The following is a 25,063-nucleotide window of genomic DNA, read 5'->3' as shown; positions in this document are numbered from 1 at the left end:
AGTTCTGATTCTAGCTGTTGCTTTTAAAGCAGTTTAGCGTTAAAAATCGCCACTTATAAAACTTATTCCTTTACCTAGATATTATCAATGATACAAATCACAGACCTAAACCTTCAATACGGTGACAAACACCTTTTTAAAAATGTTTCAGGCCGACTTAACGAGCAGGATCGTGTCGGCCTTGTCGGTGTTAACGGCACTGGGAAATCCACCTTATTAAAAATGCTTGCCGGCTCTATTGAAACTGATTTCGGCGTTATCACCCGATCCAAGCAGGCAACCATCGGCTATCTGCCTCAGGAACTGAGCAATTTCCCGCCTGGCCGCACATTGTATCAAGAAGCCGAAACTGCTTTTGCACACCTTCTTGCTTTGAACAAGACACTGAACTCCATAAACCAGCAGCTTTCCAGTACAGACCCGCAATCCCCGGTTTTTTCAGATCTCATGAAACAGCAAGGTGAACTGCAGCACCAACTCGATGACTCTGATTTTTTTCAAATTCAGGGTAAAATTGAAAAAGTTTTGACCGGCTTGGGCTTTACTCAATCTGACATGACAAAAGATTGCAGCGACTTCAGCGGGGGTTGGCAAATGCGCCTGATGCTCGCTAAACTGTTGCTCATTCACCCCTCGTTTTTATTTCTTGACGAGCCAACAAACCATCTTGACATCGAATCCCTTACCTGGCTCGAAGAGTTCCTTAAGTCCTATAATGGGGCTCTGGTGATCATTTCTCATGATCGTACCTTTATCGACAACCTGACAACAGCAACCTGGGAGTTAAGCCTGGGACGCCTCAATATTTATCGGGGCAACTATTCAAAATATCTTGAGGAGAAAGAGATTCGCCTGGAGGTACAACGGGCAGCCTACAACAATCAACAAGCAAAAATTCAGCAAACCATGCGTTTTGTTACTCGTTTTCGCGCCAAGTCAACAAAAGCAAAACAGGTGCAAAGCAGAGTTAAACAGATAGGCAAAATGGATCGAATCGAGCTGGAAGATTCTGAGATGCAGGTCTCCTTTCGTTTCCCGCCCGCCGCACCGAGCGGCCGCCTCGCAATTGAGGCGGAAAACGTTCGAAAAAGTTTTGATAATTTAACCGTTTTTAAAGACCTCAACATCTCCTTTAACCGCGGAGACAAAGTGGCAATTGTCGGTGTTAATGGCGCAGGAAAGTCGACCCTCGTTAAAATGCTGGCTGGCATCAATAAACCGGACAAAGGCACCATACGCACTGGTCACAATGTCATGATCTCCTATTTCGGCCAGCATCAGGCCAAAGATCTGTCGCCTGAATCGACAGTTTTGCAGACAATGGAACAGATTGAGGTCGAGCATACCACTACAAAAATACGTTCCCTTTTAGGGGCCTTTCTTTTTAGGGGTGATGATGTCGACAAGAAAGTACAGGTTCTTTCCGGAGGTGAAAAAAGCAGGCTGGCCCTGGCTAAAATGATCGCAACCCCAGCCAATTTCCTGATTATGGACGAGCCAACCAACCACCTTGACATCTTTTCACAAGAGGTTCTGCAAGAGGCCTTGGACCAATACGACGGCACAATTCTTGTTGTATCACATAACCGCTCGTTTCTGGATGCTTTTGTCAATAAAGTCCTGGAGATAAAAAATGGTGCCGCCAATCTGTATGATGGCACAATCTCAGAATACCTTGAGAAAGTTCAACAGAAAAAAGCCGCTGAACAGCTCAACAGCCATCCGCAATCAGCCCAACAAGAGTCTCAAAAAAACGATGCTCGCCTTTCCGGAAAAGAGGCGCGACAGGCAAAAGCATTAGAGCGGGATCGCCGAAACAAAAAACTTGGCCCTGTAAAGACCAAGCTTGAGACTGTTGAAAAAGAGATTGAAAAGCTCGAAAAAGAAAAATCGGCTCTCGAAGGTGCTCTTGCCGACCCGGATCTTTATCAGGACTTGAACGCCTTTGCTGAAAAAAGCGCTCAGTTTAAAAAGGTCGATGAGCGTTTAGGCAGAAATTACCATCATTGGGAAAACCTTCAGGCTGAACTCGATCTACTCATGCAGGAACTCTCCGACCTATAGAGCAACCGAACGAACTGCTTCAGTTGCTCTATGTTGCGGTCTAACAGAGATAGGCTTACGGAATCTCTACTTTATTCGCCTTCAAACTCGGTTAAGGAGAAAACTTTATAGCCTTTGGCCAGCAGCTTCTTTTCGCCGCCAACATCGGGCAAATTAACGATAAAGGCCATCTCGGTTACTATCCCGCCCAGCTTTTCAACTAACGCTGCTGCTGCCATAGCGGTCCCACCTGTCGCTAAAAGATCGTCAACCAACAACACCTTGGTTCCCGGCACAAAGGCATCTTTGTGAATTTCGACGGTGTCGGTTCCATATTCAAGATTATACTCCTGACTGATAACCTCAGATGGAAGCTTACCTGATTTACGGATAGGCGCAAACCCCTTGCCCAGGGTGTATGCTAAGGCCCCGCCCATTATAAAACCCCGCGCCTCAATCCCGACGATGAGATCATAATCAACTTCTGATGTAATATAACGCTGGGTCAAACTATCGACCATAAGGCGAAAGCCGACAGGGTCTTGAATAAGAGTGGTAATATCACGAAACATAATTCCCTTTTTGGGATAATCAGGAATGGAACGGATTTTTGATTTTATTGGCATAATCTCCCCTATATTGGTTATATTAGTTGTGTTAGTTGATTGGTTGATTGGTTGACTAGTTAACCAGTCAACCAGTTAACCAGTTAACCAACTACTGGCGGCAAACATCATTATATTCGACAATTCGAGGAATTGTTTCCACAAAAAGTCGAATTACATTATGAGCGTTTTCTTTCATGGTCGCGACAATCATTTCCCAGGTTACCGGCTCTTCTTCATCATGCCAGCAATCATAGTCTGTGGACATGGCAACTGTTGCGTAATGTAATTTCATTTCTCGGGCCAAAGTGACTTCCGGGACTGTGCTCATATTGATGATATCAGCATTCCAACTGCGGAACATGTGACTCTCAGCCTTTGTTGAAAACCTCGGCCCTTCTATGGTTACGACCGTCTTCTTACTGTGAAACGGGATATCAAGCTGCGCTGCTGTCTTCGCCAGAAGCCCTTGCAGGTTAGGGCAAAAGGGTACAGACATCGGCGTATGGACGACATGACCCTGGTCAAAAAAAGTTACTACTCGTTTTCGGGTGAAATCGATAAACTGGTCAGGAAAAACGAGATGTCCCGGTTCAATTTCAAGTCGTAAGGAACCAACGGCAGTTGCCGCAAGAATATGCGTACAGCCTTGCTCCTTGAGGGCAGCAATATTGGCCCGGAAATTCACCCCTGACGGGTAGATCGAATGATCTTTGCCATGACGTGCCAGAATAACAACATCAACCGAGTTGATGTTACCACAGGTTAAAGATGACGACGGATTCCCGTAGGAGGTTTCCACCTCAACTTCACGGGCATCTTGCAGAATATCGGGATTATCGAGACCCGAACCACCAATTATACCTACTTTAATCATCTGAACTCCTTTATTTTATGTATTTATTACGATATATATACTAAACATAGTCGTGGTTCATCAATTTTTTGAATTTTACTATACAAAAGAGGTTTTCAGATGTTTGGACTTGGCATGCCGGAATTAATAATTATACTGGTTATTATTGTTATAATATTTGGGGCCGGGAAACTGCCTGAGATTGGTTCAGGCATCGGCAAGGGCATTAAGAACTTCAAAAATGCCACTAAGGACGAAGAAAAAAATAAGATAGATAATAAAAAATCAGACTCTGACGAATCATAACTAAGGAGATTGCTATGTTTGGATTAGGAACACCCGAGTTAATTGTCATCTTTGGAATTGCCTTTCTGGTTTTTGGCGGCAAGAAACTTCCTGAAATCGGAGCCGGACTGGGAAAAGGAATACGATCTTTCAGAACAGGTCTTAAAGATGTCGAAGAGTCAGGAAAAGCTATTGTTAATGACTCTGTACCCGGAGCAAAAGAAGTGGCAGATCTCAAGAAGCAGGTCGAAGAGGTCAAATCGTTTACCAAAAGCTGACTCAACTCCTACCTCTTAAAAAAACAAAGGCCGTTGGCGATCAGCCAACGGCCTTTTATGTTTTTAGCGACCAGCCATCAACTCGCCTTAGTCGTCAAAATCACCACCAGGGCCTTTATCAGTATCCAGAGTGGTAGCTCTTTCAACAATTTTTGCCTCTGTCCAGTCAGCAGGATTTTCAATACGACCTACCTTGGCACCCATATCATAGGAGTTCGCGTTTAATATGGCTTCAATAGCCAGAGGTGCCGTATTTTCAGCATTTAAGACATTAACCAGCATATTATAGATAAAATCATCAACCCGCTTAACCATTCGATCGCGGATCTCCTTGGGCTGCCCCATAAATTTGGCCTCAAAAGGCAGGTTCAGATTTTTATAATTGCCCCCCTTCCAGCCTTTTTCGGCGGCATAATCGACCATCTTCTGCCACATCTCTTCTGTTACACCCTCACCTTTCACCTTTTTAAAGTTGCCGTCATCATCAAGAATGGCATTCCCGTAATCGTTAACCTCTACACCCCAGGATACCATTTGCAATGCTGTTGCAACATTGGCCTTGGTGGTATTGGTTTGGGAAGCAATAGCACGCAGTCTTTCAGAGGAGTTCCCCGAAGTTCCGTGCTGCGCACCTGAGACCTTGTAAGGCGCTAGGGCCTCATGAATTTTGCCTGTCAATTCGACTTGAATACCTTGGCCACTTGCCTCTAACCCATGAGTTGTACCGTTATTTAAGGCAATCCAATCTGCAAAAATTCCATGGGCATTCAAGCCGGCAATAAGAAACTTAGCGTCATCAATTGTCGATAATCCCTGGTTACCCTTAATTTCGCCAACCTCTGTTTCAAGTCCCGCCCAACTGGGAATAAACGGATTTAAGGCAATATTTGCCAGAAGGTTTTGATCATCGGGCATATGTGAGGCATCAATTGCAATCGATGTCATACCCGCCTCAAATAATGTTGGGATTTCAGTCTTGGCAAAATCAAGATCTGCCGCCTTTTTTATGCCATAATGATCAGCATGAACGGCTACCGGAACCGTTATGCCAAGTTCGTTACAGGCGGCATCAATCTGGCGGGCCATATTCCAGTAGTTGGTCGGGCAATAGTTGGTCGCTCCACCTTCTGACCTGGCAATCTCAATAATAATACAGGCATTGGCACGCTGGGCAGCAAGGAGAGCGCCACGAATTATAAAATTGTTCCGGCCATTTGCGGCCATAGTCATTGCTTTCCCTTTAGCCAACAGGGCTCGGTCAATAACCTTGCCGCTGACAATCAAGGCCTTTGAATTAGGGAAAAGCTTCACAATATTTGGTGGTCTACCGATCTCCAGTGCCTTGTCAAAGTCACTCATTTCAAATCTCCTTATTATAAATTTCTTTTATATATGCCATGTATTGGGCTACTTACCAATTCTCAGAGAAATAAGTCTACCAATTATCAAATAAACAAATCAACTAATTAACCGATGAGTTGTGGAAAAAGGGCGTTTCCGGACAACCCCTAGAAATCCATCTGAAAGCTATACATGTCATCATCAAGATGACTCTTCACTGCAAGACCACATTTATTGAAAACTGCCTGCATTTTTCGATTATCGCGCAGAACTTCAGCCGTAAACCCCGCTATTCCGCTCTGCTTGGCAACCACCAGCAACTGCCTGAACAGGATCTTGCCAATCCCCTTACCCTGCCATTCATCCCTGACCACAAATGCAACTTCGGCACGGTTTGTTTTTTCATCAAGATAATATCGTCCAACCGCGATAATATCTTCGCCATGATTTTCAGGCACGGTTACAACATATGCTACATTTTTTCGATGATCAACGTAGACAAAATCAAGTATCTGCTTGGCGCCAAAATGCCTTTTCCTGCTGATAAATCGGTTGTAAAGAGTCTCCTGACTTAAGGCATAGACAAGATTTTTCATGCCCTGCTCATCGGTTGGTCGTATCGGTCGCAAGGTCAGTGATATTCCGTCATCAAGGACATATACCTTCTTGCGTTCATTAGAGGCTACAACGAAACCACCCTCGACATCAGCGTGTTCTTTCCGTATCAGCTTCTGATCAATAGCTTCCTGAAACAGTTGCTCACGATGCTCGGGATGTGCAATACTGATAAGGGCTAAGGCCCTTTCCTGTACTGTTTTGCCATGCAGATAGGCAACACCATGTTCGGTTACCACAAAATGGACATCTCCTCGTGTAATAACAACACCAGCGCCCGGAGAAAGTCGTGAAACTATTCGTGATTGCCTTGATATTTCATCCAGTGCCGAGATAACAACAATCGGTTTTCCGCCTTTTGAGCGAGCAGCGCCCCTGTTAAAATCGACCTGACCACCAATACCTGAATAGAATTTATCTCCTGAAGAATCAGAACAAACTTGTCCGGTAAGGTCAATCTCCATGGCCATATTTATAGAGACCATGCGATCAAGTTCACTGATTACAAACGGATCATTCACATAATCTGAGGGTTTAAAGGAGAACAGAGGGTTGTTATCGATCAAATCATACAGTTTGCGTGTACCCATGCAAAACGATGCCACAATTTTCCCTCGATCAATGGTTTTCTTTTTACCGGTAACGGCACCCGACTCGATCAAAGGTATGATACTGTCGGTGATCATTTCTGTATGAATGCCGAGATCCTTCTTATCCTTCAGATAGTTCATAACTGCAGGAGGAATTCGTCCGACCCCGGGAATTCGCCCCATACCAAACTGGAGGGTGTCACCGTCTTCAATAAGTGCTGCTATATATTCAGCGATTTTCTTAGTGGAGCTGTGAGGGGCCTTCGATGCCCTCTCTAAAATTGGCATATTAGTCGGCACCAGGAAATCAATATCGTAAATATCCAGCAAACTGTCGCCATGGGTAAATGGCATCTGTTCATTGACCAGGGCTATCACCAGAGAGGCATTTTCAGCCGCACTTCTGACGATATCAACAGAGATCCCAAGACTTACCCGGCCTCGTATATCTGGCGGTGTTACCTGGATCAGGGCAACATCTATCGGTACCCTGCCGGACTGAAAAAGTTTAGGGATTTCAGACAGCAAAACAGGTGTATAATCGCCAAAACCTTCCTGAATTCTATCACGGACATTTTGACCAATAAAAAAGCTGTTTACCCGAAAACTGTCAGCGAGCTTTTCATCGGTGTACGAGGCATCACCCTTCGTTAAAAGATGGATTATCTCAATGTCGGCAAGATTTGGAGCATTATCCACTAGCGCGGCTACCAGTTCCTGTGGTTCAGCGCAGCCGGTGCCGATAAATACCCTTTGCCCTGGGCGCAGTTTTGATATCGCCTCTTTTGCAGTACTGATCAAGGCCGAGTAATGCTGCTGCCAGTTGGTATCAATTTCGCGTTGCATAGCCTAATTATTCAATTTCGGGTTCAAAAATAAACTGATGATTATTTTTGTACATCTAAATGGCGCAGATTAATGCGTGCATCTGCAACATAGGGCTCCGTGCCGATTTCACCGACAATCAGTGGATTAATTTCAAGATCAGCAATCTGAGGAAAATCGGTTGAGAGTTGACTGATTTTCTGTAGACACTTGGCAATCATATGAATATCAACACTTTCTTCACCACGTGCACCAACTAAAATCTGATACGATTTTGAACTTACCAGCATCTGCATGGCCTCATCAAAAGTTATGGGGGCAAGATAAAAAGCGACATCCTCAAGTACCTCGACATAAATGCCACCAAGACCAAACATCAACATAGGCCCAAACTGCGGATCTCGATTAAAACCAAGTATGACTTCAAGTCCGCGATCAAGCATTTTTTCCAGATAAATTCCGTCAACGACCGCCTTGGGAGATTTCTGCCTTACGCGCATCATCATCAGATCATAATTATCTCGAACTGATTGTCGGTTGGCCATGTTCAGCTTTACGCCGCCGAAATCAGTTTTATGGCCGATTTCAGGTGAAACAATCTTCATAGCGACCGGGAAACCAATTCGTTCTGCAATTTCAACAGCTTCTTCAGCAGATGTTGCAAGATAGCCCTTGGGAATATTAAAATCATAGGCCTTCAGTATATCCTTGGCCTTAACTTCACTGATATGGAGTCTTTCTGAACGAAGACGTCTGGTTATGATACGCTCAACCCTTCTACGGTGTACCTTGAACCGTGTGACTATACGAGGAGGTCGCTGCTTCCAGGCTACATATTCCCACATCGCCTTCAGCGCCGCAACTGCGCTCTCTGGAGAATCAAACTCAGGGATACCGCCAGGTCGCATGATCTGCCGGGCGGCATCGTTCTGGCCGCCAATAAATGAGGCCAGAATCGGTTTACCGATGTTATTACAACTCAATATTGCTTGAGCTGTTGCCACAGGATCGCTGGTAATTCTATCCACAAAAACCACAACAATGGCATCAATATTGTCATCTGCCAATGCAGCCTCAATAGCCAGCTTATAATGTTCTGGTTTGGCGCCACCTAAGATATCGACAGGGTTATAAAAAGTTACTGCATCCGGCATTTTGGCACGCAGGGAGTCAATGGTCTCCGTCAGCATGTACGTGACCGTTAAACCGTTACGTTCTATGGCATCAACCGCCATTATTCCCGGCCCACCGGCATTTGTTATAACAAGAACGCGTTTACCTTTCGGTAAGGGCTGTAATGAAAAGGCAGAGGCAAAGTCTAGCAAACTGCCAAAGCTGTCAGCCCTGACGACCCCAGCGCGTTTAAAAGCTGCACCATAGGCAGTGTCCGTACCTAAAATCTCCCCCGAATGAGCAGCAACAGCATTACGCCCTGAAATTGTAGTTGCCGATTTCAAAATAATAACAGGTTTATTGGCAGAGGCATCCTCGGCAGCCTTCACAAAGGCATCACCGTCAGAAATACTTTCCAGATAGCCAATAATAACATCTGTTTTCTTATCGTCAGCAAGCACACGCAAAAAATCAACTTCACTAAGATCAGCCTTATTGCCGATGTTAATGACCTTACTTACCCCCAACTGATCACCCGGCAGACGATCTAAAAAGGCAGAACAGACTGCACTCGATTGGGATATCATTGAGATACCACCTTTCCGGGGCATACGAACCGCGTAAAAGGCATTCATTTTATTGTCAGTATTGATTAAGCCCAGACAGTTTGGCCCCAGCAAACGGACATTACGAAGTCTGCACATGCCGGCAATCTGTTTCTCAAGTTCAGCTCCTGCTTCACTTGCCTCCTTAAATCCGCCGGAAATTATTGCAACAGCTTTAGCTCCAGCATCAATTGCCTCACGAACGGCTTTTTTCACTTCAGGTTGAGGTACAACGATCAAGGCAAAATCAATTGGTTCTTTGATCTGTGACAAGGATCCTACACAGGGAAGACCCAATATTTTTTCAGCAAAAGGATTAACAGGAATTATCGTGCCCTCGAACCCGCCTTCAACAAGGTTTTCAAGCATAAAGTAGCCGACCTTCCCGGGTGTTCTGGAGGCGCCAACCACAGCAATTATCTTCGGTTCAAAAAGTGATTCCAGCATTAGGATTAAAGTACCATTAAATTTAAAACCAGTTTGACGATTAACATGCAGACACAACTACAAATTTGACAGTATAGTTCAGCTTTGCGGTTTTAACTGTTCAATTGTAAAACCCGCTTCTTCAAGTGCAACGTGGACAGCACGGATATTCATTGTGTTGACACGCACATAGATGGTCTCAGGATCAGAGTTTCCCTTGCCCTTCGATCGCACTAATCGGCTGAAGTGAATTTTATGTTCCTCAAGTATATGCGAAATCCTGGTTAACGGTCTCGGTTTACCGTCAGGTTTCACCGCAACAAGAGCGCCACCTCGTTCCCCAAGTCCAAAGATTCTTCGGTAAGCCTGGAGCAGGTCGCGGATAGAGAATATTCCGATAACAGTACCGTCGCTGTTAAGCACCGGCATTGCCCCTACCTTTTTTGCATCCAGCAAAATAAGCGCATCGTCCAAGGTCGAAAACTCATTAAGCGCAACAACATCACGGCTCATCACCTCTTTAACTTTCGTGTTATCAATTTTTTCAAGTTCACGTGCATAATTGTCGTCATGCACAGCCGTTGAAGGGTATGCTGAACGGATATCACGATCAGTGATCATTCCCAGAAGAACATTATTGGCATCGACTATGGGAATATGGCGGAAATGATTCTCCTTAACCAGGCTGCGGACCCTTGACATTAAAGCATCCGGCAGAACTGTAACGGCTGGAGTTGTCATATAGTTCGTGACGTACATAGCATTCTCCTATTTATTGGTATCAATTGCACTAAGACCGGCAAGATATGCTTCAACACTGGCAGCTAAAGCTTGAAGATGATACCCACCTTCAAGAATTGAGACGATTCTTCCGCCACAGTACTGTTGAGCCCAAACATTCATGTAGACCCCAAGTTGCGCATACAGGTTCGTGCTGTAGCATAAAGCGCTCATATCATCGAGCTGGTGACCGTCAAAACCCGCTGCAACGACAATCGCCTCCGGCTTGAATTTCTTCAGAGCCGGGGCTACTTTTTCATTTAATGCCCGTATAACCATCTCGTCTGTCGCACCAGGCGGCAGAGGAATATTCAAAATTGTGCCTTTTCCCTCACCAACTCCAACTTCTTCGGCATAACCGGTGCCAGGGAAACTAAATGTCGGGTGTTCGTGTATACTGACATAGAAGATATCCGGGTCGGATTCAACACCACTTTGAATGCCATTGCCATGATGTGCATCCCAATCAATAACAAAGACTCTTTTCTGATATTTTTTCTGCCAGTAACGCGCCGCAACCAATGAATTATTCAAAAAGCAAAAGCCAAGTGCCGCTTTACGTTCCGCATGGTGTCCCGGCGGACGAATATTGCAATATACCGTCTTCGCCCTGTTGCTTTCAATTAAATCTATAGCGTTTACACCCGCCGAAGCAGACAGCATGGCAACGTCAAAAGATTCATAACAGATCTGATTATCGGAGTGATCGATATCAAGATTTCCGGATAAGGCAGCCTCTTCAAATCGATAGAGGTAGGCATCATCATGCACGGCTAGGAATATATCCCTATCAACCGTGGAGGCTTCAACTTGAGTAATAAAATCTTTGAGAATACTGCCTTTAAGTCGACTACGAATAACACCCAATCTATCGGGGCTTTCAGGATGCGTTCCACTGCCGATATCGTGAGCATCAAATTGACAGTGATCAATTACTGTAAAATTACGAAAATTGGTCATCTAATTCCAGGCAAGCTGTTTTTAAGGTACTAAAAGCCGTCATAAACAAATTACAGTTAAGTATATGCCTTCCTTAATAAAAAAGTCAAATTAGCCTGCCAGATTAACCAAAAAAAAATAAATTTAATGCTTTTGGTTTTCTGAACCGATCAGCAGAATAAGCCGTAGAACTCATAAAACATGGAGACAAATATGAAAACTGCACTTTCATCTTCTCTTTACACACCGCCATTAGCCAATCAATCACAATGGCAGCAACAGCTTAACGCCTCAAACAGCAAAGCAGCAGATATAACTCTCCTGACTAAGGAGGGCGACAAGATTACCATCCAAAGCGGTGTCTTAGAAAAATCCCGTCAGCAGATGAGCAGTTATGAAAGTATTGAGAGATCCCTGGCCCAAGAAGTGACAGTTGAGAAATTTTCCTTCACCGTTGAAGGAGATTTAAATGAGCAGGAGCTCGCAGATCTCACGACCCTCCTGGACAAATTAACAACAATTGCCGACGATTTTTATACCGGAGACACCAATGAAGCTATAGCAGGAGCTATGGCCATTGGGGACATGGGAACTATTGCCAGACTTGAGGCTAATTTTTCTCAAACTACTGCCATTAGCAACTACCTGAAAGGGCCACATCCAATGCCTGACATGCAGGACCTGTTGCTTGATGATGTTTTTGCGTCAATGCAGAAAAATGAACTCAACAAAGAAGATATGGCCTCAAAAGCCCTACAGGCTCAATGGCAACAGTTCATCGATTTTTTAAATAAACGGGATCAGCAGGAGCATATGGCCAAGACAGATCAGAAGAATTACGAATCAGACGAAAACCAGAAATATATTTCCAGAAGCGATAGGTCTCACAACAGAAATAAAACTGCAAAACAGATGTTCAACGAAGTTGAAAAAACAGTAACGAAAAACCCTCGGCTCACGCCACTCGTAACATCAGTTGCTGAACATGCTATTGATAAAGCTGCTAACAATCATGAAAAGAATACCCATCAGGAACTGGTAACACGTCGATTGAAGGACCAATTCGGTCAAGAATACTCAAATTGGCTCATTTAGTCCGTCATAAAGCACAGGTGAACCTTCGTCTCTGCTGCTTCTACAGCAGGAAGAAAAACAGTAAAAACTGTCCCCCCACCCAACTCTGAATGGGCTGAAATATGTCCGTTGTGTTTGGCAATGATTGAGTGAACGATAGCAAGGCCAAGACCACTGCCATCTTTCTTGGTACTAAAATATGGGTCAAATATCTTATCTATGATGTTTTTATCGATACCAACACCCTGGTCAGTAATATCGATTTTTATATAGGGTCTGTTATCAGGCAGTAATCCGCTATTGGGTACAGAAGTCGTATTGACACAACTCACTTTAATGATGCCACCTGACGGCATTGCTTGTTTTGCATTAAGTATAAGGTTCTGGATGACCTGGCTTATCTGGCCTGTGTCAATTTCAGCACACAAAAGGTCATCGGCAATCTCATACTGGCATGAGACACTGCTGCCATGCAGAATAAAATTGGCAGAATCTTTAATGATCTCATAAATTGAGGATGTTTTTTTAACAGGGTCACCACCCTTTGAAAAAGTGAGCAGTTGTTGGGTGAGATCTTGTGCCCGGATGGAAGCCTTTTCTGCCTCAGAAAGAAGCTTCTGCGTCTGGTTGGAAAGTTTGCCATCCATGAGATAAATATTAATATTGGCAATTAATTTAAAAAATGCCGGTGAAATGGAAATAACAATTGATGAGCATATCCTGCGGCAGGCCCATAAAATTATACGGCCGTAGCAGGGTATAAAGTGATACTTTTCGTTATGCCTGAGTATCACTTCTCAAAATCGTGCTAATTTTACCCTTTATCTCATCCATCTTAAAAGGTTTTTGAATAAAGCCCTTCGCCCCTTTCTGGAGTATTTCCTGGGTTTCACAACTGCTGACATAACCAGTTGAAACAAGCACATTAATATCCGGCTTTATCTCAATAAATTTTGCGTAGGCCTCGCAACCATCCATTAGCGGCATATTAATGTCAAGAATAACAATATCAATCGCATCCTTATGCTCAGCCACAATCGCAACGGCCTCTATTCCATTAGTGGCCAGCATGGTCTTATAGCCAAGGCTTTTAAGATAATCAACCAGCATACTGGTGATAATTGCCTCGTCATCAACTATCAAAATAGTTGCATCATTTTTGCGCGTGTCTGTATCAAGAAGAACTCTATCGGCAACCTTAGTTCCCTCTGAAGCCGGCAGGTATACCTTGAAGCTCACACCTTAGCCTGGGGTGTTGTCAATCAAACAGAAACCATCATGGCCTTTTATTATTCCGTAAACCATAGCCAAGCCGAGGCCTGTACCCTCTCCAACCCCTTTGGTGGTGAAAAAAGGCTCAAAAATTCTGGGCAAAACGTCATCATCTATACCTGCGCCGGTATCTGAAATTTCAAGTTTAATGTAGTCGCCGGGACGTGCATCAGGATGATTCGTGCAAGATTGTTCGTCCACAGTAACTTGTTCAGTACTGATCGAAATTGTACCTTTATCTTGCAGAGCATCACGGGCATTAATAGACAGGTTCATTACCACCTGCTCAAGCTGGGTATGATCTCCAATGACACAAGAAACCGATCTGGACAAAGAAATGTTGGTCGTAATTGTTTTACTGATTGAATGTTTGATCAGTTCGTAAACATTATTCACACACTGATTGATATCAACAGCCTTTTTCTCAATAGATTTATGTCGTGCAAAAGCCAATAACTGCTTAATAAGATCAGCTGCCCTGAATCCGGCAGTTTCAATAGTATTGATTATTGCCTGTTTTTTATCATCAGGGGCAATATAGTTTCGTAGCAGCGCAAGGTGACCAATCATGCCGCAAAGAATATTATTGAAGTCGTGGGCAATGCCGCCGGCAAGCGTTCCTATGGCAGTCAGTTTTTCCGCCTCAACAAGCTGCTTCTGGGTATTTTTTAACTCTTCAACCTGCTGTTGAATCTGTTTTTTCTTGGTGGCCAGCGAGAAACTCATGGTGTTAAAAGAGTTCACCAGTTCAGCAAATTCCCCTGTAGCCTTAAATTCACTCTGGTACCCCCAATTGCCATCAGAAAGTTTACGCGAAGCATCAACAAGTGCGTCAATTGGCTGTGTAATCCTCAGAGTAAGAAACCTGGCTACATACAGGGCGAGAAGAAACGTTGTCAGAATTGTTACACCAAGGAGAGGATATATACGGTTAAGCAGTGCAAGTGCCTCGTCCGTCCGTTGCTGAACGGTGCTCCCCGCCCGTTTGATCATACTCTGCACCTGATCGAGAATTGTGTTGCCAAGGTTGGAAACTTTGTATTGCATAGCAGTTCTTCGATCGCTATCAGCAATCATAGTAATCAAATAGCTGAGCTGTTCTTCAAAGGTATCAACCAATTGCTGGGTAGCATTAATTTCGGCCTTTACATCCTCCCTATGGTGACATTCATGACAACGGCCGATTGCATTATCGAGCATTGCCGCACTTGAAATGATCTCATCAAGATGTTTTGAAAAAATTATGCCTGGCGCATGGACATAGGTTTGCACTTTCTGCACACTGAAGAAAAGCTCATGGCGGATATCCTCAATTTCGTGCATACCAATCAGGCTATGCAGATTATTTGAGGTGGTATAGATGTTGTAGACAAAAACACCTGATCCTAAAGAGAAAATCCCAAAAATCAGGGCAAATGATATGATGATCAGTCGTTTCATCTGTTTATGTATTGATACTCTTTCAGGCTGATTTCCGCCTCAGATGAAAGAACTGTAACCGGCAGGTAGTCTTCTTTGCGGGTTTCTACAAAGCGAATCGCTCGTAGTTTTTTTAGTACACTAGCTCCTTTCGGATTGGTATCTAATTCGAGCAGAGCATTCTTTATTTTATACTTTAACTCCTTATCTAAAGTCGGAATTACACAAAGGCCGTTTGAGGGAACATTTGGTGAACTGGCGAGTATAACTATTTCGTCCTTAGCTTTTGGGTTTTTCTCCATGTAAAAATCAAAGATGGTGTTTTTAGCGGCACCAATATCAGCTTGACCTTTAAATACTGCATCAACTGCGGCATCATGACTGCCAGAGAAAAAATACTCGTTGAAAAAGGTAGTATAATCAGTAACTCCGTGACGTTTAATATAGGCAAGAGGGAAAATATAGCCGGCAGTCGTTGCCCGTTCTACGAAAACCATGGTCTTACCCCTCATCTCCTCAAAGGTTTGTATACCACTATCCTTTCTAACAAAAATATGGCCGTGATAGGTTGAGGTTCCGTTTAGATTAATCGGTCTGACAAGCGGTTCAACCCCTAATTGTGAAATTGCCAGCGCCCCTGTAAACGACCCGAGAAAGGCTGCATCAACCTTGGCCTCTTTGAGTCTTTGTACAATGTTACCATATCGACTCAGCATTGAAAGTTCAACCTTAACTCCAATTTTTTCCGACAGATAATCGGCAAGAGGCTGAAATCGCTGCTGCTGCTTAAAAACGTTCATCTCGGGAATAAGACCAATAATAAAATTATCCTTACTGTGAGAAATGCCGGGACGGCTACAGACAAGAAAAAAGAGAGAAATAATAACTATCGTACCGTACCTGAAGCATCTTAAGTCCATCATCCGTCCATCTCCTTACTCTCAGCATTAAACATCAATTTCATGAGGCATCACTACCATCCTTCACCATCGCGTACATGAGATCAAGATAAATTTCAGCCGCCTGACAGACCTGCTTAAATGAAACAGACTCATCATGCGAATGGGCCTGTTCCAATTGGCCTGGCCCTAAAATGATCGGCTTGACCCCCGATGCCCATATCTGATTAGCATCCGAGTGACTTCTAAAGGCTGAAGAAGACCACTGGATGCCGTGATTTTTAAAAATGCTTTTCATTGTCTCAACAACCGCTTCTTTCTCGGGCAACTGATACCCTGCAGCTATAGTAACACGCCGAAACACGATCTCAATACCGTTAAGTTTTTCTGTTTTGGCCATCGCAATGCCCTCCAGATCGAGAAGAATCTCGCCAATGTCCATGCCCGGCGGCACGTGCAGGTCAAGCCACGCTTCACTTCGCTCCGGCACAGCAAAACCGGAATGAGAACTAAAAAGATCCCTGATATTATAGGTTACATGAGGGTATTTTAATTCCAGATGATGGGTGAGGCGTAAAATTGTCTGGAGCATAACTTCTATGGCATTCTGGCGACGCTTGGCCACCGATGCATGCTGCCTTGTGCCCTTAGCTGTAAGCTGTATTTCGACATAGCCGTAAGATTGCAGACAGGGCGCCATATCCGTTGGTTCACCAATGACGGCCCACGGAAAATGATAGGCTCTCATCAGCTTTTCAGCACCGTCACCGCTCTCCTCTTCTCCGACAACAAGACAGAGCGCAATAGGAGCTTGTGAATTTCCTGCCTCCAGGAAAGTCAAAAACGCTTCAATCATTGCAGCACAGCCACCTTTCATATCAGCCACACCCAGCCCCTTGACAGTATCCCCCAGTTCACTGTAACAGTAGCTGTCGAGATCAGGGGCAGGCACTGTGTCGATGTGACCAATGAAGGCAAGCTTAATATCTTTGGTTACAGGGGACAAAATGAGGTTGTAACGATCATCGTCAACTGGTTGAACAATAACCGGCAGGTTGCGCCGTTTGAAATAGCCTTTCAGGAAATCAAGTACATCACCCTCTTTGCCTGAAGGGCTGTAGATGTCTACCAACCGCTGCAGCAATTTACTCAATCGTTGAGGTTTTATACGATTATTTGGCATTTTTTTTCTGGTCCGAAATGGACAGTATAGAAGGAATTTGCGCCTTTTTGGTCAAAGCCTGTTTCTCGGCCGTTACATTCATAGTTAAGTATATGTGTTCGGTTGGATGACCAAAACCGATTTTACGAAAAAAACGAAGCGCCGGCAGATTTTCGCTTTGGGTGTCAACAAGGAGCATACGAACTTTGCATTTAAGCATAAGATCCTTGAAACGGCGAAACAGCTTTTCAGCAACCCCAGTGCGCTGGAATTCCGGCTTAATGCCCAACCAGATAAGATAGCCGTATTTCCAGGCCGAATGACTTTTTTCAATAGTCGTTCCCAGTGCAAAACCGATAATATCGTCACCAACTTCGGCGACAAGACAAAATTCAGTATCACTATGAAAGAGCCCAACAACTTCGTACGGATCCCAGGTGCGGTACATATTCGGGGAATTCTGGGCTTTAAAAAGATCTTCTCCAAGGTGGAAGACTTCTGAGAGATCGTCAATCTCCATCTCCCTTATTTTAATATTGATACGTTTAGTATCATCGTTCGTCGATTCAGAGTTCATGTTTATTGAAACCATTGTTGCGTTGTGGTGTAAATTATTTTTTTAAAGAACCTTATTTTTTATTACATTTGTCAGCAGATAACTGTCGCAGTTTTTATTATTCACTATACTCACATACAACTGCAAAACCAGTCAATCTGAAAAATTGTTGCACAACATAAAGCGCAGCCCCAACACTGATAAAAAAACAATTTTTTAAAGACCACTCTTTATGGTACAAAAAGTAGTAAGCCATTGTCAGAAAAGTTGCTTTTCATAACTAATTATCGTCGGTATCAACTATGTGGAAATCAAAAGATATTTACTTCGTTTCAGACAGCACAGGAATCTTAGCAACTAATCTCGGACAATCGCTATTATGTCAATTTCCTGAAATCAATTTTCATGAAGAAAAATTTTCATTTATTAAAACCAAGCCGGAAGCCCATAAGACCATAAACTACATACTAAAAAACTCGGTTGGCAGACGGCCGATAATCTTCAGCACCCTCATTGATCCAGAGATTCGGCAAATCTTTGATCACCCGGAGGTTGAGCTTTTTGATGTCTGCGGTGCATTTGTAAATAGACTTGAGGTTTGCCTGGAGGCCAAGGCCTTATTGCTGCCTGGATTTTCAAGACAGGTTAACGACCTCAATATGGCTAAACGCGCTGACGCCATCCATTTCTGCCTGGATCACGACGATGGCACACGAGTTGATGATTATGACGAATCTGATGTGATCTTGCTTGGCGTCTCACGCTCAGGGAAAACACCTGTCAGTGTGTATATGTCGACACACATGGGCATGAAATCTGCCAACTATCCTTTAACTACACATAACTTGGAAAGTTATACCCTGCCGGAAGGATTAAACAAGAATAGAAAGAAAGCCGTTGGCCTGACCACGAGCCCGGAAAGCCTTCATCGCATCCGCGAACAAAGATATCCAAACAGTAATTACGCAAAGAAGACAACCTGCGTTCAGGAACTCGAACAGGCAAAACAGATATTTCTGAAATATAAAATTCCTGCCATTGACACCTACGGTAAATCAATTGAGGAACTGGCAACACAAATAGCCCAAGAGCTCGGACTCATCAAAAAAGCCGGGCTATAAAAGTCTGCACTCATCGGGGTTTTCGAGACATTGCCTTTCCGCCTCTTTTTCAGCAAGGCGATTCTTCCTGCGAGCCTCCGCCTCCCTGAATCGAAGCTTCATAGCATCATTGGTGATGTTAAGACTTGGCAATTTACGCGGTTTACCCTGATCATCCAAGGCAACAAAGGTAAGATATGAAGAGGCTATGCGCTTAATTGTCCCTGTTTTCAAATCTTCCGTTTCAACACGAACCCCTATCTCCATAGAGGTATTGCCCACCCAGTTAAGACAGGCTCTCAACAAAAGCAAGTTGCCAATATAGACCGGATGAAAAAAATCAAGCCTATCGACTGAAGCCGTAACAGCAATACCTTTAGCATACCGCGTCGCCACCACAGCTGCGGCATTATCAATATAATGCATGATAACACCGCCATGAATATTGCCCATGGGATTTGCCTCGTGGGGCTGCATAATCTGGCTGATTACAATGTCGTCACAGTTCATGAAATTTCCCAGGAAGAGGCGTTAATCGATCCAGCTTTGCAGGGCTTCAATAATTTTTTCAGCCTGATCTCTGCTGGAGATATTAAACTTACTTTTCGGGGCATATTCTCCGGCACGTTTTTGATAACGGCGGATTGTATATTTGTCAGGGCCATACTCATTTTTTTTCTTATCAAACTGCTGATAACGAAAAATTAGTGTTGCCCAGGCTCCCTTGGTTAGAACTATCTTATCCAACTCTTTAAGAGTCACAACACCATCTTCTTCAAAATTTATTGTTAATTCGCTTACATCTGATGCCATAGTTCTTCCTCGTATATAATTTCAACAAACTAGTAAATTGACTTTTTCTCTTACCACAGAGAGCGAAGAGAGCACACCAAAATATTTTCAGTCAACGCGCTCCGCTACTGTCAATTAGCTATTTTTCCTTCAAGCTCCTGCCAACGACTATAAAGGTTATCAACTTTTTTCTGTGCAACTTCAAGCTTAGCACAACAGTCAGCTAAGGTCGCAGGGTTCGACTGAATTGACTCATCACTAAGACGTTGATGACATATATCAAGCTCCTGTTCGGCTTCAAATATACGTTGTTCCATCTTTTCAAGCTCGATCTTCTCTCCTAAGGTAATCTTATTCTTAGGCTTTGTCTGATTTGCTTTTTGAACTGCCTGGCTTTTAGAAGCACTCTGTTGATTTTTTTTTATCTCTAAATCTTCAAGCCACTGCCTGAAATCCGCATATCGCTCACAGTTGCCATTACCGTCAAAACCAAGAACATAATCCGCCAATCTATCAAGCAGGAATCGATCATGGGTGACTAAAACAACAACACCTTTGAAATCGGCCAAACTATCTTCAAGAACCTCAAGAGACGGAATATCAAGATCGTTGGTCGGCTCATCAAGAAGAAGAATGTCCGCTGGTTGACGCATCAGTTCGGCAATTAAAATACGGGCCTGCTCTCCTCCGGAAAGCCTGCTTACCGGCATATCAAGCTGATCGGGCCTGAAAAGAAATTTCTTGGCCCAACTCACTACATGGAGCGGCCTGTCATTGTAGAGTACTGAATCGCCATCCGGCGCTAAAGCACGGCGCAGGGTTTGATTCTTATTGAGACCTTCTCTTTTCTGATCAAACAAAATGACCTTGAGACCATCGACCTTATCGACTGAACCAGTATCTGAAACGATGTTGCCGGCAAGAACATTGATCAAGGTTGATTTCCCCGTGCCGTTATTACCGAGTAGCCCCAAGCACATGTTCGGTGTTAACGTTAAGTCAAGCTTTTCAAAAATGGTTTTGCCGCCCAACACCTTACTTATATTCCGGGCAGTAAGTAGTTTTTTGGTTTTACGTCCCGTCGAATCAAACGACAAATCAATGGCTTTCCCCTGGGCATTTCGATGTTTTGTATCTTGAAAGGTATTTTTAAGTTTAGCCGCCTCATCGATACGATATTGGGCCTTTGTTGTCCGGGCTTTTGGTCCGCGGGACAACCACTCTATTTCACGACGCAGTTTGTTCCCCAGTACCGTTTCCTGCTTGTTCTGCATGGTTAAAAGCTCAGACTTTCGGCGCAAAAAATCTTCAAACTTCCCTTCTACCCGCAGATAGCCGTCGGGATATTGGGCGCTCAACTCAATAATTCGATTGGTGACCGTATTCAAGAAATGTCGGTCATGGGTGATGACGGCAAAGGCAAAACTTGAATTTGAAAGAAGATCTTCCAGCCATAAAATTCCTTCCATATCAAGATGGTTAGTCGGCTCATCAAGAAACAGCAGGTCGGGTTCTTTAATCAACGCACAAGAAATGGCCAGGCGCTTTAACCAGCCTCCGGAGAGTGAATCAACTTTTTGACTAAGATCAAAAAAGCCGCATTTAGCCGCCATTTTTTGAACTTGAGTAAATGACTGACTGTCATGAGTTTTGGACTCCAAGGATCTATACAGGGCAGACTCAATATCCTCACCCGCTACAAATGATTCTGCCTGCGCCAGAAAGACAAGCCGCAAGTTTTTGCGAATAAACAGTTTACCGGTATCGACTTCTTCTAAACCGGCAAATATCTTTAGTAAGGTTGATTTTCCGGCTCCGTTAGGGCCTATTAAGCCAAGACGTTCACCCGAGGATATCCCAAGAGTGATATCCTCAAACAATGTTTGAGCACCAAAGGATTTACTGATAGACTGACAACTTATAAGATTAGACATTTCCCACAAAAACCTTTTGTTTTATACCGAGCATCCTGTACCTTAAGATCATTTGCATAACGCTGAAGCAGTATCCCTTCAGGAGTGCAGTTTCTTGTAACTTCCAACTCACGCTATATACATCTATCCTTCTAAAAAGGCACCAAATGAAAAACCCAGCCACTCATATCCAGTCAATCTATGTAGAAAAGCAGATAGTAGACCTGCCAATGACCCGGAGGATACTTGAACGATCCGAAGGGCTGCCTGTAGAGATAATTGACGCGCATGATCTTAACCACCTTGATTATGCCCCCTACCCAGACAGCATGTCCATGGGAAAAAAACATCTCCTGTTATGTCAGAACAAAGGGGCTTTCTTCAAACCATGCCCAGCGACAAAAGAGTATCGCTGCTGTGAATATCAGGTATTAAACATTGGCGCCAACTGCCCTATGGATTGCGTGTACTGCATTCTACAGGCCTATCTCAATAATCCTTGGATGACTTTCTACGTTAACACCGAGGATCTGTTTTCGGAATTGACTCAGGCCTTTAAAAAAGAGCCCAAGCGCTTCTGGCGTATCGGCACCGGTGAGTTTACTGACAGCATGGCACTCGACAAACTGACTGGCCTGAGTAAAGAACTCGTGACCTTCATGAGTTCAAAAAAAAATGCCGTCCTTGAGCTCAAGACCAAAAGTGCTGTAATTGATAATCTTGAGGGACTCGATCATAAAGGCCGCACGGTATTAGCCTGGTCACTCAACAGCACTGCCGTCATGAATCAACACGAATTTCGGACAGCAACACTCAAAGAGCGCTTGGCGGCTGCCAAACAGTGTGCCGACTGGGGCTACAAACTGGCCTTTCATTTTGATCCGATCATTTATCATCCAGATTGGAAGCAGGGCTACACCGAAACCATCGAAGCCCTCTACGACACAGTTCCTGCTGCAAATATTGTCTGGATCAGCCTGGGTGCACTGCGTTACTTGCCGACATTAAAACAGATTGCAACCAGTCGGTTCCCGAAATCTCGCTTTTTTTATGAGGAGTTTATTGTCGGCCTTGATGGCAAGTCCCGTTATTTCCGCCCCCAAAGAACCGGAATGTACAAGCACATTTACAACCAACTCAAGGCCAAATCAGCAAAAAACACCTGTATCTATATGTGCATGGAAAGCGATGAAATATGGAGGGATGTGTTTGGCTATACACCCGAAGAAAAAGGTGGTCTACCTGTTATGTTGGACAGAGCCTCTTCGTAAAGACTGTATAACAACAATCCCTTTCAAGTAACTTTCTTCACCTGATAAGAATCAGCATTGCCAAGAACTCTATTGGCCATGGCGATATGTCCAATCTGCCGCCAATCTCGTTTCAGGAGTTTTGCCCCATAGGCATCAATTGCAACAGGATCCTGAGAGGCAGCCAACAGGTTATGGGGTGGATTGCAGGTTGGTCCCCATAAATGTGCCTGCTGCATACCAATAGAGGCATCGAGTATCGTAAAGTCGGGGGTTCTGTACCGGTTCAGATCAAAGACAGCTTCCTGCACATTTTCATGAAAGGCTGCCTTTTTCCAATGCCCACCCTGTTGAAAATGTTCTGGTGGTGCGGCGCCCATCATATTTTTCATCGTTAGAGTAACCCCGGCCAGTGAATGAGCCTTTAAAACCGGTATTGATATCAAAAAAACGTCAAACAGTACTTCTGGCAGATACATTATCGGCCACTGCCGGCATGCTTCATTCTTGAGTTTCCTTTGAGGTTCGACATTAAGATCAATTAATCGTACATCAAATGCCTCTGCCATTTTTGAATAACCCAAGAGGTCAAAGGGGTGCCATGTTTCGTATTCGGTGGCACCAGAACCCTCAGCAATTATAATTTCAAGTTCGGGACGAATTCGCCTGAGATACAGCACCACCTCAGACACCAGTTCGACCGGTGTAGTAATGGGCGGTTGCAGGGCTTCAACCAGATTAGGTTTGAGCATGACCGTGGTCGCACTGCCAATTGCGGAAACCAGATTGCAACTATCCAGAAGCAGAGACACACTGTGAGGCTTATCAGCCCTGATCGTAAATATTGTACTGTTCATATTAAATCACGATTACGACGTCTGCGAGTGACAGTAATTGGCTAAAGAGCTCATTTTACTCCATCTCACTCCAAAGCGACTATTAAATCATAGTTCCACTGTTTCAACTTTTACTCGCGCCGTCCCCTTTCTATAAAATCCAAGTTTTTTGGCAGCCCCCGCACTAAGATCAATCATCCGGTCACCAAAAAATGGTCCACGGTCATTAACCCGCACCACCATTGAACGATTATTCTCAAGATTAGTAACCTTAACATGAATTGGTAGTGGTAAAAGTTTATGGGCAGCTGTTGGCTTTCCAGGATCAAATGCTTCGCCATTGGCAGTCATATGACCATCTTTCTGGCGCAAAGTCTCATTCCCGTACCATGAAGCAATACCAACTTCTTGGTAGGTCGAAGCCTCGGCGACAGACATCGGTATATAACGATTACCTTTCACCACATAGGGAGCGTTCTTAACCCTGCCCTGCCGAACAGCCTCTTTCGGGGTCAATCCATCAATACTTTCAATATCAGAAGTCATCGGCCATTCAATTGGTGCCGTAATAACATCAAAAGTAAAGGCACCAATCTTGTATGACATTTTAAGGGTACCAACCCCGACACCAGCTATAAATTTAGCCGTGGTATAGGTCGCCTTCACAGTACCCTTTGTAATATTATAGGTAGTCTTGATAGTGGAGCAGGCCACCAAAAGAACCCCTGCCAAAGCACAAAAAACTATGCCTTTTAAATTTCGCATCTGCTATAATATCAATGTTTTTTTTAATTGTAATCCAAATAAAATACCTTTGGCCCACAGACTGCCTACATATCAGGTATCATTGTCTTTGTTGATGGTGTTCTTCTGTTTCACAAAAGAGATCAGGGCGGCAGGGTTGCTCAGCAGGAAAGAGCCGAGTTCCTTGATAACCGGGACCGAGTCGACGCGGTGCCGGGTCACCACATCCCGGTAGAGGATATCGTCATACAGGGTGCGGAGCAGGGAAAGCTCCGGATACTTGAGACTGTCGGGAATGCCGCCGAATTGGAGGTAGGAAAGGAGTTCCTTCTGCAGCAGGGCGGTGTTCGTTGTCGTCAGCCGGGCGAGATCGAAAGCCATCTCGTTTTTAAAGCGCAGACACTCGTTGAAGGAAAAGGTTGACCTGTTCTTTCGACCATTTTGACCGCCAATTTGTTTCGCTCATACAAGAAAAATACTCAAAATTGTTTTCAGTGTCAATGAAGACAATCGGTAGCCGTCATGGCTCATCCATTTACTACTGGTACAGCTTACCCGGCTGATTACGAAGTTTGTAAATATTCGGTTTGCCCTGAAAGGGCCAGAACATACCAGCCCAGGGCAACGCCCTGGGGACTGGAATAGTACAGATAGCCCTGAAAGGGCGTGACATCTGACCGTGCCGGTTTTAAGCCTATGTGACGCCCTTTCAGGGCTATTCATTAAATGTTCCTAGATCCCAGGG

25 protein-coding genes are annotated in these 25,063 nt (G+C 44.2%); 6 read left to right on the top strand and 19 right to left on the bottom strand.

The window, feature by feature from the left end; genetic code table 11:
* Positions 1–87 precede the first annotated feature (87 nt).
* Complete coding sequence (locus HQK80_05845) at positions 88–2,064, top strand: ABC-F family ATP-binding cassette domain-containing protein (GenBank protein ID MBF0221737.1); 1,977 nt, start codon at positions 88–90, stop codon at positions 2,062–2,064.
* 71 nt (positions 2,065–2,135) lie between these two features.
* Here HQK80_05845 and HQK80_05840 read toward each other — a convergent pair whose 3' ends face one another.
* Both HQK80_05840 and mtnP read right to left on the bottom strand, forming a co-directional pair.
* Positions 2,136–2,669 (bottom strand): adenine phosphoribosyltransferase, encoded by a 534-nt coding sequence (locus HQK80_05840; protein ID MBF0221736.1) that lies wholly within the window; start codon positions 2,667–2,669, stop codon positions 2,136–2,138.
* Between the two features lie 91 nt (positions 2,670–2,760).
* On the bottom strand, positions 2,761–3,525 hold the full coding sequence (gene mtnP / locus HQK80_05835; protein ID MBF0221735.1) for an S-methyl-5'-thioadenosine phosphorylase: 765 nt from the start codon (positions 3,523–3,525) through the stop codon (positions 2,761–2,763).
* A gap of 99 nt (positions 3,526–3,624) precedes the next feature.
* Here mtnP and HQK80_05830 point away from each other — a divergent pair, with 99 nt between their 5' ends.
* Both HQK80_05830 and HQK80_05825 read left to right on the top strand, forming a co-directional pair.
* Entirely contained in the window at positions 3,625–3,810 is a 186-nt protein-coding gene (locus HQK80_05830; GenBank protein ID MBF0221734.1) for a twin-arginine translocase TatA/TatE family subunit, read from the top strand.
* A gap of 14 nt (positions 3,811–3,824) precedes the next feature.
* On the top strand, positions 3,825–4,067 hold the full coding sequence (locus HQK80_05825) for a twin-arginine translocase TatA/TatE family subunit (protein ID MBF0221733.1): 243 nt from the start codon (positions 3,825–3,827) through the stop codon (positions 4,065–4,067).
* A gap of 87 nt (positions 4,068–4,154) precedes the next feature.
* On the opposite strand, the gene HQK80_05820 is transcribed toward HQK80_05825, so the two are convergent.
* The 5 genes from HQK80_05820 to HQK80_05800 all read right to left on the bottom strand — a co-directional run bounded on the left by HQK80_05820 (position 4,155) and on the right by HQK80_05800 (position 11,322).
* Positions 4,155–5,426, bottom strand: coding sequence for a class II fructose-bisphosphate aldolase (locus HQK80_05820; protein MBF0221732.1), 1,272 nt, complete (start codon positions 5,424–5,426; stop codon positions 4,155–4,157).
* Between the two features lie 149 nt (positions 5,427–5,575).
* The gene (locus tag HQK80_05815; protein ID MBF0221731.1) at positions 5,576–7,459 is read right to left on the bottom strand and encodes a GNAT family N-acetyltransferase; all 1,884 of its coding nucleotides are present in this window, start codon (positions 7,457–7,459) and stop codon (positions 5,576–5,578) included.
* 41 nt (positions 7,460–7,500) lie between these two features.
* The gene (locus HQK80_05810; protein MBF0221730.1) at positions 7,501–9,603 is read right to left on the bottom strand and encodes an acetate--CoA ligase family protein; all 2,103 of its coding nucleotides are present in this window, start codon (positions 9,601–9,603) and stop codon (positions 7,501–7,503) included.
* A gap of 78 nt (positions 9,604–9,681) precedes the next feature.
* The gene (locus HQK80_05805; GenBank protein MBF0221729.1) at positions 9,682–10,341 is read right to left on the bottom strand and encodes a CBS domain-containing protein; all 660 of its coding nucleotides are present in this window, start codon (positions 10,339–10,341) and stop codon (positions 9,682–9,684) included.
* Between the two features lie 9 nt (positions 10,342–10,350).
* On the bottom strand, positions 10,351–11,322 hold the full coding sequence (locus HQK80_05800; GenBank protein ID MBF0221728.1) for a histone deacetylase: 972 nt from the start codon (positions 11,320–11,322) through the stop codon (positions 10,351–10,353).
* A gap of 192 nt (positions 11,323–11,514) precedes the next feature.
* On the opposite strand from HQK80_05800, the gene HQK80_05795 reads away from it, so the two are divergent.
* Positions 11,515–12,396 (top strand): hypothetical protein, encoded by an 882-nt coding sequence (locus HQK80_05795; protein MBF0221727.1) that lies wholly within the window; start codon positions 11,515–11,517, stop codon positions 12,394–12,396.
* Here the strand turns inward: HQK80_05795 and HQK80_05790 are convergent.
* The 6 genes from HQK80_05790 to HQK80_05765 all read right to left on the bottom strand — a co-directional run bounded on the left by HQK80_05790 (position 12,393) and on the right by HQK80_05765 (position 17,704).
* The gene (locus tag HQK80_05790; GenBank protein MBF0221726.1) at positions 12,393–13,022 is read right to left on the bottom strand and encodes a hypothetical protein; all 630 of its coding nucleotides are present in this window, start codon (positions 13,020–13,022) and stop codon (positions 12,393–12,395) included. The genes HQK80_05795 and HQK80_05790 overlap by 4 nt on opposite strands.
* A gap of 130 nt (positions 13,023–13,152) precedes the next feature.
* Positions 13,153–13,614 carry a response regulator gene (locus tag HQK80_05785; GenBank protein ID MBF0221725.1) on the bottom strand — a complete coding sequence of 154 codons (462 nt, stop codon included), beginning with the start codon at positions 13,612–13,614 and terminating at the stop codon, positions 13,153–13,155.
* A gap of 3 nt (positions 13,615–13,617) precedes the next feature.
* Positions 13,618–15,087 carry a HAMP domain-containing protein gene (locus HQK80_05780; GenBank protein ID MBF0221724.1) on the bottom strand — a complete coding sequence of 490 codons (1,470 nt, stop codon included), beginning with the start codon at positions 15,085–15,087 and terminating at the stop codon, positions 13,618–13,620.
* Complete coding sequence (locus HQK80_05775; GenBank protein MBF0221723.1) at positions 15,084–15,989, bottom strand: phosphate/phosphite/phosphonate ABC transporter substrate-binding protein; 906 nt, start codon at positions 15,987–15,989, stop codon at positions 15,084–15,086. The genes HQK80_05780 and HQK80_05775 overlap by 4 nt, the downstream gene beginning before the upstream one ends.
* 37 nt (positions 15,990–16,026) lie before the next feature.
* Complete coding sequence (locus HQK80_05770; protein ID MBF0221722.1) at positions 16,027–17,148, bottom strand: M20/M25/M40 family metallo-hydrolase; 1,122 nt, start codon at positions 17,146–17,148, stop codon at positions 16,027–16,029.
* Positions 17,138–17,704: a GNAT family N-acetyltransferase gene (locus HQK80_05765; GenBank protein ID MBF0221721.1), complete on the bottom strand. Its 567-nt coding sequence runs from the start codon at positions 17,702–17,704 to the stop codon at positions 17,138–17,140. The genes HQK80_05770 and HQK80_05765 overlap by 11 nt, the downstream gene beginning before the upstream one ends.
* 281 nt (positions 17,705–17,985) lie before the next feature.
* On the opposite strand from HQK80_05765, the gene ppsR reads away from it, so the two are divergent.
* The gene (gene ppsR / locus HQK80_05760; protein MBF0221720.1) at positions 17,986–18,804 is read left to right on the top strand and encodes a pyruvate, phosphate dikinase/phosphoenolpyruvate synthase regulator; all 819 of its coding nucleotides are present in this window, start codon (positions 17,986–17,988) and stop codon (positions 18,802–18,804) included.
* Here ppsR and HQK80_05755 read toward each other — a convergent pair.
* The 3 genes from HQK80_05755 to HQK80_05745 all read right to left on the bottom strand — a co-directional run bounded on the left by HQK80_05755 (position 18,799) and on the right by HQK80_05745 (position 21,509).
* A complete protein-coding gene (locus tag HQK80_05755) occupies positions 18,799–19,293 on the bottom strand; it encodes an acyl-CoA thioesterase (GenBank protein ID MBF0221719.1) in 495 nt (164 codons plus the stop codon). The two genes, ppsR and HQK80_05755, sit on opposite strands and share 6 nt — an antisense overlap.
* Positions 19,294–19,314: 21 nt before the next feature.
* Complete coding sequence (locus HQK80_05750) at positions 19,315–19,596, bottom strand: hypothetical protein (GenBank protein ID MBF0221718.1); 282 nt, start codon at positions 19,594–19,596, stop codon at positions 19,315–19,317.
* Between the two features lie 110 nt (positions 19,597–19,706).
* Positions 19,707–21,509, bottom strand: a complete 1,803-nt coding sequence (locus tag HQK80_05745) for an ABC-F family ATP-binding cassette domain-containing protein (protein MBF0221717.1) — start codon at positions 21,507–21,509, stop codon at positions 19,707–19,709.
* A gap of 146 nt (positions 21,510–21,655) precedes the next feature.
* Between HQK80_05745 and HQK80_05740 the strand changes: the two genes are divergently transcribed.
* The gene (locus tag HQK80_05740) at positions 21,656–22,759 is read left to right on the top strand and encodes a DNA photolyase (GenBank protein ID MBF0221716.1); all 1,104 of its coding nucleotides are present in this window, start codon (positions 21,656–21,658) and stop codon (positions 22,757–22,759) included.
* Between the two features lie 23 nt (positions 22,760–22,782).
* On the opposite strand, the gene HQK80_05735 is transcribed toward HQK80_05740, so the two are convergent.
* The 3 genes from HQK80_05735 to HQK80_05725 form a co-directional block, all read right to left on the bottom strand.
* Positions 22,783–23,595 carry a DUF362 domain-containing protein gene (locus HQK80_05735; protein ID MBF0221715.1) on the bottom strand — a complete coding sequence of 271 codons (813 nt, stop codon included), beginning with the start codon at positions 23,593–23,595 and terminating at the stop codon, positions 22,783–22,785.
* A gap of 87 nt (positions 23,596–23,682) precedes the next feature.
* Positions 23,683–24,180, bottom strand: coding sequence for a septal ring lytic transglycosylase RlpA family protein (locus HQK80_05730; protein MBF0221714.1), 498 nt, complete (start codon positions 24,178–24,180; stop codon positions 23,683–23,685).
* Positions 24,181–24,411: 231 nt separating this feature from the next.
* Entirely contained in the window at positions 24,412–24,699 is a 288-nt protein-coding gene (locus tag HQK80_05725; protein MBF0221713.1) for an ATP-binding protein, read from the bottom strand.
* Between the last annotated feature and the right edge of the window lie 364 nt (positions 24,700–25,063).

Source organism: Desulfobulbaceae bacterium (assembly GCA_015231515.1).
GTDB lineage: Bacteria > Desulfobacterota > Desulfobulbia > Desulfobulbales > VMSU01 > JADGBM01.
The sequence above is the reverse complement of the archived record's forward strand: the minus strand, read 5'-3'. Positions and strand labels throughout refer to the sequence as shown.

Coding starts and splice junctions, on each gene's coding strand:
- HQK80_05825 (MBF0221733.1), top strand. CDS start 3,825: ATGTTTGGATTAGGAACACCCGAGTTAATTGTCATCTTTGGAATTGCC.
- HQK80_05805 (MBF0221729.1), bottom strand. CDS start 10,341: ATGTACGTCACGAACTATATGACAACTCCAGCCGTTACAGTTCTGCCG.
- HQK80_05745 (MBF0221717.1), bottom strand. CDS start 21,509: ATGTCTAATCTTATAAGTTGTCAGTCTATCAGTAAATCCTTTGGTGCT.
- HQK80_05780 (MBF0221724.1), bottom strand. CDS start 15,087: ATGAAACGACTGATCATCATATCATTTGCCCTGATTTTTGGGATTTTC.
- HQK80_05730 (MBF0221714.1), bottom strand. CDS start 24,180: ATGTCATACAAGATTGGTGCCTTTACTTTTGATGTTATTACGGCACCA.
- HQK80_05750 (MBF0221718.1), bottom strand. CDS start 19,596: ATGGCATCAGATGTAAGCGAATTAACAATAAATTTTGAAGAAGATGGT.
- HQK80_05810 (MBF0221730.1), bottom strand. CDS start 9,603: ATGCTGGAATCACTTTTTGAACCGAAGATAATTGCTGTGGTTGGCGCC.
- HQK80_05820 (MBF0221732.1), bottom strand. CDS start 5,426: ATGAGTGACTTTGACAAGGCACTGGAGATCGGTAGACCACCAAATATT.
- HQK80_05770 (MBF0221722.1), bottom strand. CDS start 17,148: ATGCCAAATAATCGTATAAAACCTCAACGATTGAGTAAATTGCTGCAG.
- HQK80_05765 (MBF0221721.1), bottom strand. CDS start 17,704: ATGAACTCTGAATCGACGAACGATGATACTAAACGTATCAATATTAAA.
- HQK80_05795 (MBF0221727.1), top strand. CDS start 11,515: ATGAAAACTGCACTTTCATCTTCTCTTTACACACCGCCATTAGCCAAT.
- HQK80_05840 (MBF0221736.1), bottom strand. CDS start 2,669: ATGCCAATAAAATCAAAAATCCGTTCCATTCCTGATTATCCCAAAAAG.
- HQK80_05740 (MBF0221716.1), top strand. CDS start 21,656: ATGAAAAACCCAGCCACTCATATCCAGTCAATCTATGTAGAAAAGCAG.
- HQK80_05790 (MBF0221726.1), bottom strand. CDS start 13,022: ATGGATGGCAAACTTTCCAACCAGACGCAGAAGCTTCTTTCTGAGGCA.
- HQK80_05800 (MBF0221728.1), bottom strand. CDS start 11,322: ATGACCAATTTTCGTAATTTTACAGTAATTGATCACTGTCAATTTGAT.
- HQK80_05775 (MBF0221723.1), bottom strand. CDS start 15,989: ATGATGGACTTAAGATGCTTCAGGTACGGTACGATAGTTATTATTTCT.
- HQK80_05725 (MBF0221713.1), bottom strand. CDS start 24,699: ATGGCTTTCGATCTCGCCCGGCTGACGACAACGAACACCGCCCTGCTG.
- HQK80_05735 (MBF0221715.1), bottom strand. CDS start 23,595: ATGAACAGTACAATATTTACGATCAGGGCTGATAAGCCTCACAGTGTG.
- HQK80_05845 (MBF0221737.1), top strand. CDS start 88: ATGATACAAATCACAGACCTAAACCTTCAATACGGTGACAAACACCTT.
- HQK80_05755 (MBF0221719.1), bottom strand. CDS start 19,293: ATGAACTGTGACGACATTGTAATCAGCCAGATTATGCAGCCCCACGAG.
- ppsR (MBF0221720.1), top strand. CDS start 17,986: ATGTGGAAATCAAAAGATATTTACTTCGTTTCAGACAGCACAGGAATC.
- HQK80_05830 (MBF0221734.1), top strand. CDS start 3,625: ATGTTTGGACTTGGCATGCCGGAATTAATAATTATACTGGTTATTATT.
- HQK80_05815 (MBF0221731.1), bottom strand. CDS start 7,459: ATGCAACGCGAAATTGATACCAACTGGCAGCAGCATTACTCGGCCTTG.
- mtnP (MBF0221735.1), bottom strand. CDS start 3,525: ATGATTAAAGTAGGTATAATTGGTGGTTCGGGTCTCGATAATCCCGAT.